Annotated in this window: 12 protein-coding genes; 8 read left to right on the forward strand and 4 right to left on the reverse strand. The window is 65.7% G+C overall.

The genetic code is table 11. The features are described from left to right. Positions 1-160: 160 nt before the first annotated feature. On the forward strand, positions 161-670 hold the full coding sequence (locus DUGA2_RS00675; RefSeq protein WP_070266617.1) for an FxDxF family PEP-CTERM protein: 510 nt from the start codon (positions 161-163) through the stop codon (positions 668-670). A gap of 83 nt (positions 671-753) precedes the next feature. On the opposite strand, the gene mnmH is transcribed toward DUGA2_RS00675, so the two are convergent. Beyond that, a complete protein-coding gene (gene mnmH / locus DUGA2_RS00680) occupies positions 754-1,806 on the reverse strand; it encodes a tRNA 2-selenouridine(34) synthase MnmH (protein WP_070266618.1) in 1,053 nt (350 codons plus the stop codon). Beyond that, a complete protein-coding gene (locus DUGA2_RS00685) occupies positions 1,803-2,462 on the reverse strand; it encodes an arylesterase (RefSeq protein WP_070266619.1) in 660 nt (219 codons plus the stop codon). The genes mnmH and DUGA2_RS00685 overlap by 4 nt, the downstream gene beginning before the upstream one ends. A 31-nt stretch (positions 2,463-2,493) precedes the next feature. On the opposite strand from DUGA2_RS00685, the gene DUGA2_RS00690 reads away from it, so the two are divergent. Both DUGA2_RS00690 and DUGA2_RS00695 read left to right on the forward strand, forming a co-directional pair. Continuing rightward, on the forward strand, positions 2,494-3,213 hold the full coding sequence (locus tag DUGA2_RS00690; protein ID WP_070266620.1) for an ABC transporter ATP-binding protein: 720 nt from the start codon (positions 2,494-2,496) through the stop codon (positions 3,211-3,213). 61 nt (positions 3,214-3,274) lie between these two features. Then, positions 3,275-4,768, forward strand: coding sequence for a S41 family peptidase (locus DUGA2_RS00695; RefSeq protein WP_070266621.1), 1,494 nt, complete (start codon positions 3,275-3,277; stop codon positions 4,766-4,768). 3 nt (positions 4,769-4,771) lie between these two features. Here the strand turns inward: DUGA2_RS00695 and DUGA2_RS00700 are convergent, their stop codons facing one another. After that, a complete protein-coding gene (locus DUGA2_RS00700; RefSeq protein ID WP_070266622.1) occupies positions 4,772-6,277 on the reverse strand; it encodes a bifunctional ADP-dependent NAD(P)H-hydrate dehydratase/NAD(P)H-hydrate epimerase in 1,506 nt (501 codons plus the stop codon). Positions 6,278-6,374: 97 nt separating this feature from the next. On the opposite strand from DUGA2_RS00700, the gene DUGA2_RS00705 reads away from it, so the two are divergent. From DUGA2_RS00705 to DUGA2_RS33955, 5 genes are all read left to right on the forward strand, one after another. Continuing rightward, entirely contained in the window at positions 6,375-10,007 is a 3,633-nt protein-coding gene (locus DUGA2_RS00705; protein ID WP_070266623.1) for a hydantoinase B/oxoprolinase family protein, read from the forward strand. After that, positions 10,004-10,537 carry a GNAT family N-acetyltransferase gene (locus tag DUGA2_RS00710; RefSeq protein ID WP_070266624.1) on the forward strand — a complete coding sequence of 178 codons (534 nt, stop codon included), beginning with the start codon at positions 10,004-10,006 and terminating at the stop codon, positions 10,535-10,537. Before DUGA2_RS00705 ends, DUGA2_RS00710 begins: the two co-directional genes overlap by 4 nt. Positions 10,538-10,587: 50 nt before the next feature. Next, positions 10,588-10,800 (forward strand): helix-turn-helix domain-containing protein, encoded by a 213-nt coding sequence (locus DUGA2_RS00715; protein ID WP_070266625.1) that lies wholly within the window; start codon positions 10,588-10,590, stop codon positions 10,798-10,800. A gap of 20 nt (positions 10,801-10,820) precedes the next feature. Then, positions 10,821-11,327: a Clp protease N-terminal domain-containing protein gene (locus DUGA2_RS00720; RefSeq protein WP_070266626.1), complete on the forward strand. Its 507-nt coding sequence runs from the start codon at positions 10,821-10,823 to the stop codon at positions 11,325-11,327. A gap of 118 nt (positions 11,328-11,445) precedes the next feature. After that, complete coding sequence (locus DUGA2_RS33955; RefSeq protein WP_168167389.1) at positions 11,446-11,589, forward strand: hypothetical protein; 144 nt, start codon at positions 11,446-11,448, stop codon at positions 11,587-11,589. On the opposite strand, the gene DUGA2_RS00725 is transcribed toward DUGA2_RS33955, so the two are convergent. Then, positions 11,590-13,230, reverse strand: coding sequence for a response regulator (locus DUGA2_RS00725; protein WP_070266627.1), 1,641 nt, complete (start codon positions 13,228-13,230; stop codon positions 11,590-11,592). Positions 13,231-13,412: the final 182 nt, after the last annotated feature.

Here is a 13,412-nt window from a genome sequence, read left to right on the forward strand (position 1 = left end):
ATTCCCCAAGTAGTTTCCGCACCGCCATTCTCTTCATTGTTGATAGTAAGTTGGTGTTTTTGAATAATTAATTGACATCTAAATTTGGCAGGTGTAACTTTGGCTGGCGCACTTAGCTCTTCAGTACGCGTTAGGTTTCCACTTTCTTACCGGGGAAAAAATGAAACTAAAATCGTTCTTAATCGGGACTGTGCTGGCGGCCACCTCGATGACAAGTTACGCCGCCGTCGGCGATAGCCAGAGTGTGGGTGTTACCCTGTACGGTACCCCTGCAACGGGCTATAGCACGAACTTCGGGCTGACGCATTTGGTGGTCGGCACGTTTACCGATGTCTTTACCTTCAGCCCATCCGTAGGTCCGAGCCTGTTGAATGTCTGGGTGCAGACCATGAATTTGGGCGGCAACCACGATATCGACTTCGTCTCGGCGGATCTGAACGGCAATGCCTTGACGTTCACGCCAGCGGGTGGTTTCGAGGCTGGCTGGCTGGATCCTACCTTCGTCAGCGGTCCGCTGGTATTGACGGTCAACGGTATCTCGAACAGCGTCACCGCCAGCTACAGCGGCACGCTGAACGTCGATCCCGTGCCGGAGCCTGAAACCTACCTGATGATGCTGGGTGGCCTGGGTATCCTGTCCTACATCGGTCGTCGCCGAAAACAAAGCTAAAAAAAACAGTAGCACCGCGCGCTAAAAACGCAACTCAAGCGAAGCCCCGACAGTTGGAAGCCGACTCTCGGGGCTTGGTGTTTTCAGGGCGCGAGGATCAGTGCGGCGGCCTGGAAGGCGGCGGCGTCGATGTCTTCGAGTTCCAGCGGCAGCGCCTGGCCGTAGCGGACGAAATTACGGTCGATCGATCGCAGGTAGGCCGGATCGTAGTGGTCGGCCAGCAGCTCTTCCACCAGCGCCGGGATCGCGCCTTCCACAGCCATGGCCTGCCAGCGCTTGATCTTGTCGCGGCCGTGCAGTGGCACCAGGAACTCCAGCTGCTCGTTGAGCGAGGCCGGGCTCTCGGTGAAATGCGCGTAGTCCGCCATCAGCAGGCGCACGCGGTTGGCGCGCGACAGCGTCAGCGCGATGCAGTCGGAGGCGCGCATGGCCTCCATCAGCGCGGCCGGCACGCGCAGGTTGCCGACCTTCTTGCTTTCCGATTCGACGAACACCGGCTGCGCCGGATCGAAGCGGCGCAGCGTATTCCAGATCGCGCTCTCGAAGGCTTTCTGGCTGGGCTGCGGATGGCTGGGCAGGTGGCCCAGCACCGAGCCGCGGTGTGCGGCCAGCTGCTCCAGGTCCAGCACTTGCGCGCCGTTCGCATGCAGCACTTCCAGCAGGCGGCTCTTGCCGCTGCCGGTGGTGCCGCAGATGACCTTGAAGTTCAGCGCCGGCGGCTGTTCCAGCGCGGCGTTGACGTGGGCGCGGAAGGCCTTGTAGCCGCCGTCCAGCTGCACCACCGGCCAGCCTATCTTGGCCAGGATGTGGGCCATCGAGCCGCTGCGGTTGCCGCCGCGCCAGCAGTAGACCAGCGGCCGCCATTCGCGCGGCTTGTCCAGCCACAGCGCCTCGATGTGGGCGGCGATATTTTTCGCCACCAGCGCGGCGCCGACCTTCTTCGCTTCGAAGGAGTTGACCTGCTTGTACATGGTGCCGACGCGGATGCGCTGCTCGTCGTCCAGCACCGGCGCGTTGATGGCGCCGGGCAGGTGGTCGAGCGCGTACTCCGCCGGGCTGCGGGCGTCGATGATGGCGTCGAAGCTGTCGAGCTGCCGGAGCGCGTCGTCGAAACTCAGGATTTCTGGATACTTCATTTTGCCTTGATGCTTTTCTGCAAAACCGGCCAGATATTGGCCAGGATGGTGGTGTGGGCTTCGGCCAGCGGGTGCAGGCGGTCGGGCTGGAACAGCTGCGGCTTGTCGGCGACCCCGTCGAGCATGAACGGCACCAGCGGCGCCTTGATCTCCTTGCTCAAGCTGCCGTACATGGCGAAGAATTTGTCGGCGTAGTCGCGGCCGTAGTTGGGCGGCATGCGCATGCCGATCAACATCACGCGGGCGTCGGCCTTGGCGGCGGCATCGGCCATCGCGCGCAGATTGGTTTCGGCGGCGGCCACCGGCAGGCCGCGCAGGCCGTCGTTGGCGCCCAGTTCGATCACCACCAGCGCCGGCTTGTACTTTTGCAGCAGCGCCGGCAGGCGTGAACGGCCGCCGCTGGTGGTCTCGCCGCTGACGCTGGCGTTGACCACGGTGGCGTCGATCTTCTGCGCCTTGAGCTTTTGCTCGGCCAGCGCGACCCAGCCGGCGCCGCGCGCCAGGCCGTATTCGGCCGACAGGCTGTCGCCGAGCACCAGCACGGTTTTTGGTGCAGAATAGGCGCTCGCCGCCGATAACAGCAGCAGTGCCGACAAAGCCTGTACACTCAGTTTTTTCGATAAACCGTTTTTCCAACCATCTAACACATTCAGCATGCCTGATTTCCCTAAAGCGTCTTCCAATTTTATGCCGGATGGTCCGGGCTTGGCGGCCAGTGCCGCAGCGGCGCCGCAGTCCGGCACGCAGCCGGCCATCACCGTCCAGGGGCTGGCCAAGCGCGTGGCCGACGCCAGCGGCGAACTGACGATCTTGCACGAGGTGGATTTTACCGTGCAAAAAGCCGAGACGCTCGCCATTGTAGGCGCTTCCGGCTCCGGCAAGTCGACTTTGCTCGGTCTGCTCGCGGGGCTCGATACGCCCAGCGCGGGCAAGGTGATGCTCGATGGCGTCGATATCTATGCGCTGGACGAGGATGGTCGCGCCGCGCTGCGCAAGGAAAAGCTGGGCTTCGTGTTCCAGTCCTTCCAGCTGCTGGCGCATCTGACGGCGCTGGAGAACGTCATGCTGCCGCTGGAACTGCGCGGCGCCCACCATGCGCGCGAGCAGGCCGAGTCCATGCTGGAGCGGGTGGGGCTGTCGAGCCGCTTGAAGCACTATCCCAAATACCTGTCCGGCGGCGAGCAGCAGCGCGTGGCGCTGGCGCGCGCCTTCGTCACCGAACCGCCGCTGCTGTTCGCCGACGAGCCCACCGGCAGCCTGGACGCCGCCACCGGCGAAGCCGTCATCAGGCTGATGTTCGACCTGAATCGCCAGCACGGGTCGACGCTGGTGCTGGTCACGCACGACCAGTCGATGGCGCAGCGTTGCGGCCGCACCATCACCATAGCGGCGGGCCGGCTGGTATAGGTTGACGCTAAATTGTTTATATCGTAAGTTCTGGTCTTTCTTGTAAGCTGGTATAAACGATATGCTCAATTTCATACGCTGCGCCGGCGTCGCGACCATGATGCTGGCTGGCGGCGCGATAGCCTCAAGCTCCGCTCCACAAACGGCCGATCAATGGCGCCAGGCCGCCATCGCCGACATCGAGGCGGCCTACCAGATCACGCTGGACAACCATCCCGGCACCCATGATCCCGCCAATCCGGGGTTTGTATCCAACCTGGCCAAGGCACGTGCCGAAGGCCTGGCGCTGGCGGCAAAGGTGGCTGACGGCGGCGGCTACCAGGCCGCTTTAAAACGCTTCAGTACCCAGATCCACGACGGCCATGCGGGCGTCTCGGTGCTGGGCGGCGCGGCGAAAAAGGAGTTGCTCTGGCCCGGCTTCGTCGCCGTATGGCGCGGGGACAGCATGCTGGTCTACGCGTCGGAAGCGGGCGGACCGCCGGCCGGCGCGCGCATCGACGATTGCGATGGCAGGAACATGACCGAACTCGCGGAGCACAACTTCTTCGCTTTCGATGGCCTCAGCGAGGAACGCGGGAATTGGTGGGCCTATGCCGGCGACACCTTCATCGACTTCGGCAATCCCTTCGTGGCGCGCCCTGTGCAATGCCGCTTTACCTTCAACGGCAAGCAGACAGCCCATGCCCTCAACTGGCGCCCGCTCAGCGAGCAGGGCACCCAATGGGGCGACGCCAGCTTCAACGGCCCCTTGCTGCCGGTTGGCCTGAGCGAGCCGCGCGCAAAGCTGTACTGGGCGGCGATGCCGACCTTCCATCCCGACGAAACACAGCGCACCGCCTATCGTGCGATGACGGCGGAAGTGCAGGAACACCGCCAGCGCTACCTCGACGCCGACGCCATCGTCATCGACCTGCGCGGCAACCATGGCGGTTCCTCGCTTTGGAGCCGCGACTTCTCCCGCGCGCTGTGGGGCGAGAGCCGCGTGAACCGCTTGCGCAAGGCGTACTCCGCGCAGCAGCAGATATGGTGGCGCGCTTCGGCGGACAACAGCGCCTACCTGCGCAGCATGGCCGCGAGGCTGCGCGACGAAAAGCAGGAAGCGTTTGCCGCCGAAATGGACCGCGTGGCGGATGGCATGAAGGCGTCGCTGCAGCGCGGCGAAAAATTCTATGTGCCGCCCAAGCCTGCGGCAGACACCGGCCCCGCCGACCGCGCGCTGAATCTGGCCGGCGATCCGCCGCCTTTCACCAAGCCGGTGTACGTGGTGGTGCCGGGCCAGTGCGCCAGCGCCTGCCTGGACGCTTTGGATTACTTCACGCTATTCCCAAACACGAAGCTGATCGGCGCACCCAGTTCGGCCGACTCCACCTACATGGAAGTGCGCACCCAGAAGCTCGATTCCGGGCTGGCCAAGGTCATCATCCCGAACAAGGTGTACGTGGGGCGGCCGCGCGCGGCGGGGCAGTTCTACTCGCCGGCGATCTATGTGCATGACCTGGAGTGGACGCAGCAGGCCTTCCTGAAGGCGATCGAGGCCGACCTGGCCAAGCGTTAAACGCTAGCGCCCGTGGTGCTGGACCATGCGGTTGAGCGCCACGCGGATCGCCGGTATCAGTTCGCCGGCGGTCAAGCCTATCGGCCCGGCGCCTTCCGTCACCAGCACATCGGCCGCCATGCCGTGCAGCCAGACCCCGGCCAGCGCGGCTCCCCACAGCGGCCAGCCTTGCGCCATCAGGCTGCCGCACAGGCCGGACAGCACGTCGCCCGTGCCGGCCGTGGCCAGCGCCGGATTGCCGGTGGTGTTGATGACGGCATCGCCATTGGGCGCGGCGATCACCGTGCCGGAACCCTTCAGCACCACGTAGGCGTTCAACTTCGTCGCCAGTTTGCGGGCCATGCCGACACGGTCGGCCTGCACCTCGGCGATGGCGCAACCCAACAGCCGCGCCGCTTCCAGAGGATGCGGCGTCAGCACGCTGCCGGCGGGGCGCTGCGCCAGCGCCGTTTGCAGCCGGGGATTGGCCGCCAGCAGATTGAGGGCGTCGGCATCGGCCAGCAGCGCGCTGCCGCTGGCGATGGCGGCGGCCAGCACGTCCGACGCGTAGGGCGATGCGCCCAGGCCCGGGCCGATCACCAGCGTGGCTTGCTCAAGGTCGAACCCGGCCGCGACGCGGCACATCAGTTCCGGCTGGCCGGAGTCGCAAGGCAGTGCGTCTTCCACAAACAAGGTGTAGACGCGGCCGGCGCCGCTGTTGAGCGCAGCGCGCGATGCCAGCAGCGGTGCGCCCGTCATGCCTTGCGCGCCGCCGATCACCGCCACGTTGCCGTAGCTGCCCTTATGCGTATTGTGGCGCCGCGCGCGCAGGTGGCGCGAGAAGAACTTGACGTCGTTCAGGTGCAGCCGCGCCGGCGCGAAGTGGGCGGCGTCGATATCGAGCCGGGATACGTCCACCAGGCCCGCGTAGTCGCGGCCGTCGCAGGTGTGCAAGCCGGGCTTGTTGCCGATGAACGTGACGGTGTGGGTGGCGTGGATCGCGACGCCGTCCGGGCCGACGATGGCGCCGGTGTCGGCATCGAGCCCGCTCGGCAGGTCCAGCGACAGTATCGAGCATTTGAGGCCGTTGACCGTCTCCGCGACCGCGCGCAGCGCGCCGGCCAGCGGACGTTGCAGGCCGATGCCGAACAGGCCGTCGACCACCAGCGTCCATTCGGTGCCGGCGATCGCCGCCGCGTCCAGGTCGGCGAAGCGGGCATCGCTGGTCTGCGCCCGCTGCATCGCGGCCGCGCGTTCGGCGGACGGCTCCGACTGGGGCGGGAAGTGCAGGATAGTGACCTGGGCGCCGGCGTAGGCCAGATGGGCCGCCGTCTCCAGCGCATCGCCGCCGTTATTGCCCGGGCCGGCCAGCACCAGCACTTTGGCATTGGCGGTGGAGAAGGGCAGCAGGTCCAGCGCGGCATTGGCGCCGGCCTGCCCTGCACGCTGCATCAGTACACCGTCCGGCAGCGCAGCGGCGGCGGCTTGTTCGATGGCGCGTATCTCCGCGCTGGAGTAGAGTGGGTTCATGGTGCAATTTTAGCATCTAAATTATGTTGTAAGGCCGCTGTCCCGTGCGCGGCCGAGCTACTACAATATACGCTTCAGTCATCGTAACGAGGCAGGCATGGATTGGCAATTCTGGATAGACCGGGGCGGTACGTTCACCGACATCGTGGCGCGTCCGCCCGATGGACGCCTGCGCACGCTCAAGCTGCTGTCCGAGAATCCCGAACACTACCCTGACGCCGCCATCGCCGGCATACGCCAGCTGATGGGCGTGGCCAAGGGCAAGCCGATACCGGTGGCGCAGATCGGCGCCGTCAAGATGGGCACCACGGTCGCCACCAACGCGCTGCTGGAGCGCAAGGGCGAGCCGACCGCGCTGGCCATCACGCGCGGCTTCCGCGACGCGCTGCGCATCGCTTATCAAAACCGTCCGCGCCTGTTCGATCGCCACATCCTGCTGCCCGAGCTGTTGTACAGCCATGTGATCGAAATCGACGAACGCATGGGCGCGCATGGCGACACCGTGCTCGATCTCGACATGGAGACCGCCCGCGCCGGCCTGGCCGCAGCCTACGACATGGGCCTGCGCTCGCTGGCCATCGTCTTCATGCACGGCTATCGCTATCAGGCGCACGAGGTCAAGGTGGCCGAGATGGCGCGCCTGATGGGCTTTACCCAGGTATCGGTGTCGCACGAGGTGAGTCCGATGATGAAGCTGGTGGCGCGCGGCGACACCACCGTCGTCGACGCCTACCTGTCGCCCATCCTGCGCCGCTATGTCGACCAGGTGGCCAAGGAGATGCCGGGCGTGAACCTGCAGTTCATGCAGTCCAGCGGCGGCTTGAGCGACGCGCGCGCCTTCCACGGCAAGGACAGCATCCTGAGCGGCCCGGCGGGCGGCATCGTCGGCATGGTCCGCGCCAGCAAGCTGGCGGGCTTCGACAAGGTGATCGGCTTCGACATGGGCGGCACCTCGACCGATGTGTCGCATTTCTCCGGCGAGTTCGAGCGCGTGTTCGAAACCCAGGTGGCCGGCGTGCGCATGCGCGCGCCGATGATGAGCATCCACACGGTGGCGGCGGGCGGCGGCTCCATCCTGCATTTCGACGGCAGCCGCTATCGCGTCGGCCCGGACAGCGCGGGCGCCAATCCGGGGCCGGCCAGCTACCGGCGCGGCGGCCCGCTGGCGGTCACGGACTGCAATGTCATGCTGGGTAAGATCCAGCCGCATCACTTCCCGCAGCTGTTCGGCGCGGAAGGCCGGCAGGCGCTCGATGCGCAGGCCGTGCGCAGCCGCTTCACCGAACTGGCGGCGCAGATCACGGCCGCCACCGGCAAGGAGAGCACGCCGGAACAGGTGGCCGAGGGCTTTATCGAAATCGCCGTCGGCAATATGGCCAACGCGATCAAGCAGATTTCCGTGCAGCGCGGGCACGACGTGACCGAATACACGCTGACCAGCTTCGGCGGCGCGGGCGGGCAGCACGCCTGCCTGGTGGCCGATGCGCTGGGCATGACGACCGTGTTCGTGCATTCGCTGGCCGGCGTCATGTCGGCCTACGGCATGGGCCTGGCCGACCAGACCGTGATACGCGAGGCGGCGGTGGAAGTGCGTCTGAGCGTGGAAGCGCTGGTGGACCTCGACGCCCGCCTGCACGCGCTGGGCCGCCAGGCGCGCGCCGACCTGCATCACCAGGGTGTCGAGGACGAGCGCATCGTGCTGATACGGCGCGTGCATCTGCGCTACGAGGGCACCGATTCGGCGCTGATGGTGCTGTTCGATACCGTCGACAGCATGACGGCGCAATTCGAAGCGGCTTACCGCAAGCGCTATTCCTTCCTGATGCCGTCCAAGGCGCTGATCGTCGAGGCGGTGTCGGTGGAGGCGGTCGGCAAGTCCGATGCGCCGTCGGAGACGGTGGAGCCGGCCGCGCGCCGCGTGTCCGGCCTGATGCCGCATGCGGTGGTGCCGATGTACACCGGTGGCAAATGGCGCCAGACCAACCTGTATCAGCGCGCCGCCACGCGCATCGGCGATGTCGTCAAGGGCCCGGCCATCATCGCCGAGGCGAATGCGACCACCATCGTCGAAGCGGGCTGGCAGGCGGAGGTGACGCTGCACGACCATCTGGTGCTCAAGCGCGTGACCGCGCTGCCGGAGCGCCGCGCCATCGGCACCAGCGCCGATCCGGTGATGCTGGAGATATTCAACAACCTGTTCATGTCGATCGCCGAGCAGATGGGACTGCGCCTGCAGAACACCGCCTACTCGGTCAACATCAAGGAGCGGCTGGACTTCAGCTGCGCCATCTTCGACGCCGACGGCAACCTGATCGCCAACGCGCCGCACATGCCGGTGCACCTGGGCTCCATGGGCGAGAGCATCAAGACCGTGATGCGCGAGAACGCGGGGCGGATGCGCGCGGGCGATGTCTTCATGCTCAACGATCCGTACAACGGCGGCACCCATCTGCCGGATGTCACGGTCATCTCGCCGGTGTTCGACGAGGCGGGCGCGGACATCCTGTTCTACGTCGGCTCGCGCGGACACCATGCGGATATCGGCGGCACCACGCCGGGTTCGATGCCGCCGGATTCCCGCGTGATCGAGGAAGAGGGCGTGTTGATCAACAACTTCAAGCTGGTGGATGGCGCCAATGCGGGCGCCGCCGGCGGCCAGCTGCGCGAGGCCGAGACGCGCGCGCTGCTGGCGGGGGCGCGCTACCCGGCCCGCAATCCGGACCAGAACATGGCGGACCTGCGCGCCCAGGTGGCAGCCAACCAGAAGGGCGTGGACGAGCTGCGCAAGATGGTCGCCCACTTCGGGCTGGAGGTGGTGCAGGCCTACATGGGCCACGTGCAGGACAACGCCGAGGAATCCGTGCGCCGCGTCATCAGTGCGCTGAAGGACGGCAGCTACACGCTACAGCTGGATAACGGCGCGCAGATACAGGTGGCGGTGCGGGTCGACCAGGCCAGCCGCAGCGCGGAGATCGACTTCACCGGCACGTCGCCGCAGCTGGAGAACAACTTCAATGCGCCGTCGGCGGTGTGCATGGCGGCCGTGCTGTACGTGTTCCGCACGCTGGTCAACGACGAGATTCCGCTCAACGCCGGTTGCCTGAAGCCGTTGAAGGTGCTGATACCGCAGGGCTCCATGCTCAATCCGCACTATCCGGCGTCGGTGGTGTCGGGGAACGTGGAGACGTCGACCTGCATCACCAATGCGCTGTATGGCGCGCTGGGAGTGATGGCGGCGGCGCAGGGCACGATGAACAACTTCACCTTTGGTAATGCGCGCTACCAGTACTACGAAACCATCAGCGGCGGCTCCGGCGCGGGCCCGGGCTTCGACGGCACCAGCGTGGTCCAGACCAATATGACCAACTCCCGCCTGACCGATCCGGAAATCCTGGAGTTCCGCTTCCCGGTGCGGCTGGAGAGCTACGCCATCCGCGACGGCAGCGGCGGGGCGGGGCAGTGGCATGGCGGGAACGGCGGCACGCGCAAGGTGCGCTTCCTTGAACCGATGACGGCGGCGATCCTGTCCAACAACCGCATTTACGCGCCATTCGGCATGGCGGGCGGCGAGCCCGGTGCGCTGGGCCGCAATACGGTGGTGCGCGTGGATGGCCGCGTCGAAGAACTGGCCCACATCGGCAAGACCGATATGCAGGCGGGCGATATGTTCGTCATCGACACGCCGGGCGGCGGCGGCTACGGCCCGGTTGGCGGCGAGGGCGGACAATGACGCCGCTGCCGGCAGGTAGCTTCCTGCTGCGGCCCTTCATCGCCGCCGACGCGCCGGCCTTCGCGGCGGGCGTGCGCGAATCGATGGACAGCGTCGGCATGTGGATGACCTGGGCGCACGCCGAATACTCCGAGGAGCAGGCGCTGTCCTGGTTCGACTGGTGCGACGCCAGCCGCGCCGATGGCAGCGCGTACGAATTCGGCATCTTCCTCGCGGACGGCGTGACGCTGGTCGGCGGCGGCGGATTGAATCAGCTGAACGCGGTGAACGGTTTCTGCAACCTGGGCTACTGGGTGCGCGCCTCGGCGCAAAGGCAGGGCGCGGCGGCGGCGGCGGTGGGCGCATTGTCGCGCTACGCCTTCGAGCAGCTGAATCAATCGCGGGTGGAAATCGTGATCGCGGCGGGCAACGAGCCCAGTGCCGCCGTGGCCCGCAAGGCCGGCGCCACGCACGAATGCCTGGCCCGCAACCGTCTCAAGTTGCGCGGTATTTGCGTGGATGCCCACGTCTTTTCCATGATCCCGTCCTAGTCTTGTCAATTTAAGTTGACAGCTTCGAATGCGTCAATTAAAGTTGACGCATGACCGATCTCCATCACCTCAAGATTCCCACCGAACCCGGCGACGCACTGGCCGCAGTACTGGCGCTGCGCGAGCTGGCGGACAGGATAGAACGCAATGCCGTGCGCAAGGCGCTGGAGGACGGCTGGACCTGGGCCCAGATCGCGGAGGCGCTGGGCGTCTCCAAGCAGGCCGCCCACAAAAAGCACGCGGCCAATCTGGCACGCGGCTGACGCCATCAGGAGGAAAGACAATGTTCGCAAAGCTCAAACAGCGCTGGCAAGACATGCGCACCATAGCAGACCTGTCGAAGGACGCGGAACGTCGCGCGCTGCAGGCGGGCCAGCAGCATCCCGGCGCGGAGCACTACGCGCTGGCGGCGCTGGACCTGGCCGACGGCTCGGCGCGGCGCGTGTTCCAGCGCATCGGCGCAGACCCCGAGGCCTATCGCGCGGCGCTGGCGAACCGCCATGTCGAAGCGCTGTCGGCGATGGGGCTGGATGTGGTGGGCGCCGGGGAGCCGCCCGCGCCCGCCGCGCCCGGAAAACTGTTCGACGCCCAGCCATCCGGCCAGGCGCTGATGCAAACGCTGCCGGAGGTCCAGCGCAGGCTGCCGGCGCCGCTGTGTGGTGCGCATATCCTGCTGGCCGTGGCGGGCATGCGCCTGAGCGCCGCCGGACGCGCGCTTGGCGCCATCAACGTCGATCCGCAGGCGCTGGGCCGCGCCGCCGAGGAAGAACTGCGCGCCATGCTGGCCTGACGACGCGCCTGCCGATACCATCGGCATCGAAAAATAGTACTGGCGATTCCCGGCTTGTCCATGGCCGGGGCGCGGCGTACAGTTTTGGTTCGATGAACAGACGGGAAGGGAGGACACAGTGCGTACGCTACTCAAGCTCCTGCGCGGACGAGGCTCGGCGAACCGCGCGATCCGCTCGGCCTTCCTGCTCTGCGCGCTGTACTTCGTGACGTGGTATTTGATTTCCCACTTGTCGAACTTCCCCGGCTCGCTGATGTTCTGACTACGCCGTCGTCGCGATACCGTACTTGCGCTGGGTGTGCGAATACTGCGCCTGCAGCGCCTCCAGCGAAGGATGGACCGGATCGATCTTGCGCATGCGCTCCAGCAGGAAGGCGCACTGCTCGGCCAGCGGCACTTCCCACCCCAGATCGTCCAGCTGCTTGAGTATCGCCGACGTCGCCGCCGGCAGCAGCGACATATTGGCCGGCGCCTTGCGCAAGGCCGCGTTCAGCGTATCGACCGCCGCCCGCAGGTCGCCCTGGCCGCGCTGTTCGGCCGCGTGGGCGATCAGCTCTTCCACGTGATGCTTGATCTGCTCCCCCATGCCCGCCGCCAGATCGTGGCGGCCCGCCTTCTCGAACACCTGCACCGCATCGTCCATCGACACGCCGCTTTCGGTGTCGTTCATCAGGTTGAGCATCAGGTCGGACGCCTGCTGGTCCAGCTTCACATTCAGGCAGCTGTGCACCAGGCCGATTTTCAGCCCGGTCGACAGGCCGCGGCTGGCGCCGACGGCGTTGACGGCGGTGGTCAGTTCGGCCGCCGCCGCCGTGATATTGCCGCTCATTTCCTGCAGCAGGCCGGCGGCGATGGCCCGGCAGGCCTCGACGTTGGCGCTGGCGCGCAGTGAGCGTTCCATGTCGCGTATCACGCCGCTGGCCTGGTTGGCATCGCCTTTCTTGACCAGCGTCTTGACCAGCTTGACGTGGTCCTCCGGATCGCGGAACTCGGAGTACTTGGCCTTGGCCACCACCTGCTTGAATGCCTTCTCGGCGACGCTGACGTCGCCGGTCTCGTATGCCACTTCGCCCAGGTGGCGCAGACGGTGCACCATATTGGGCGAGATCGCCACCGCGTCTTCCAGGATCTTCTTGGCCGATTCCTGCTGGCCCAGCGCCTCGTGCGTGCGAGCGAGCAGGTCGTAGGCCGCCATGAATTTGGGGTTGTGGGTCAGCAGGTCCTGCAGCGTATCCTGCGCCTCGATGTACTTTTGCTGCCCGAACTGGCAGCGCGCCATGCCCAGGTGCGCCCAGGCGATGGGGCGGGTCATCAGGATCACCTGGTACACCACCTCGGCCTCGGCCAGCTCCTCCAGCGCTACCAGCAGCTCGGCGCGCAGGCGCGCGAAGTCGATCGCATAGCGGGGATTCTTTTCCTCTGCGATCAGGCATTCGGCGACGGCCTTGCGGTGGCTGCCCATTTCAACCAACTGGTGGATCGGCAGGAACACGTCGCGCCGCTCGACCGCCTTGCGGATGCGCTGCAGCAGCGCGTCCACGGTGAAGGGCTTGAGCACGTAATCGGTCGGCGTCAGTTCGGCCGCGCCTATCACTTTGCTGTAGACGCCTTCGGAAGTGAGCATGATGAAGATGGTCGACGGCAGTATCAGCTTGTGCAGGCGCAGGTCTTCCAGCAGTTGCTGGCCGTCCTGGCCGTTGTTCTCGCCGCTGCCGTTGCCCAGGTCGTACTCGCACAGCACGATATCGAACGGTTTCTTGCCCAGCTGGCGGATGGCCGTGCCGGAGCTGACCGCATAGTCGATCTTGGTGATGCCGGCCTGGTTCAGCATATTGTGCAGGCTGCCGCGCATCCCCGGGTTGGGGTCGACGATCAGCACCGACAAATCACTATATTCCGCCATGTTACGCATCCTAGCTAAAGTTAAATCTAGCATACTCCATGGCAAGTTAAAATGTTATGAAAACCCGGCGCCTGGCCCCGCGCAGGGGCGTAAACCCGCCAAAAATGACTGAAAATGTTGCTTTGACGGCAGTTTTTGGCCCGAATTGGCGCTGTATAGACGACGGCGTAACGGGTATAATG

Origin of the sequence: Duganella sp. HH101 (genome assembly GCF_001758795.1) — a bacterium.
GTDB lineage: Bacteria > Pseudomonadota > Gammaproteobacteria > Burkholderiales > Burkholderiaceae_D > Rugamonas > Rugamonas rivuli.

Coding starts and splice junctions, on each gene's coding strand:
- DUGA2_RS00700 (WP_070266622.1), bottom strand. CDS start 6,277: ATGAACCCACTCTACTCCAGCGCGGAGATACGCGCCATCGAACAAGCC.
- DUGA2_RS00710 (WP_070266624.1), top strand. CDS start 10,004: ATGACGCCGCTGCCGGCAGGTAGCTTCCTGCTGCGGCCCTTCATCGCC.
- DUGA2_RS00720 (WP_070266626.1), top strand. CDS start 10,821: ATGTTCGCAAAGCTCAAACAGCGCTGGCAAGACATGCGCACCATAGCA.
- DUGA2_RS00725 (WP_070266627.1), bottom strand. CDS start 13,230: ATGGCGGAATATAGTGATTTGTCGGTGCTGATCGTCGACCCCAACCCG.
- DUGA2_RS00685 (WP_070266619.1), bottom strand. CDS start 2,462: ATGCTGAATGTGTTAGATGGTTGGAAAAACGGTTTATCGAAAAAACTG.
- DUGA2_RS00705 (WP_070266623.1), top strand. CDS start 6,375: ATGGATTGGCAATTCTGGATAGACCGGGGCGGTACGTTCACCGACATC.
- DUGA2_RS00715 (WP_070266625.1), top strand. CDS start 10,588: ATGACCGATCTCCATCACCTCAAGATTCCCACCGAACCCGGCGACGCA.
- DUGA2_RS00690 (WP_070266620.1), top strand. CDS start 2,494: ATGCCGGATGGTCCGGGCTTGGCGGCCAGTGCCGCAGCGGCGCCGCAG.
- mnmH (WP_070266618.1), bottom strand. CDS start 1,806: ATGAAGTATCCAGAAATCCTGAGTTTCGACGACGCGCTCCGGCAGCTC.
- DUGA2_RS00695 (WP_070266621.1), top strand. CDS start 3,275: ATGCTCAATTTCATACGCTGCGCCGGCGTCGCGACCATGATGCTGGCT.
- DUGA2_RS00675 (WP_070266617.1), top strand. CDS start 161: ATGAAACTAAAATCGTTCTTAATCGGGACTGTGCTGGCGGCCACCTCG.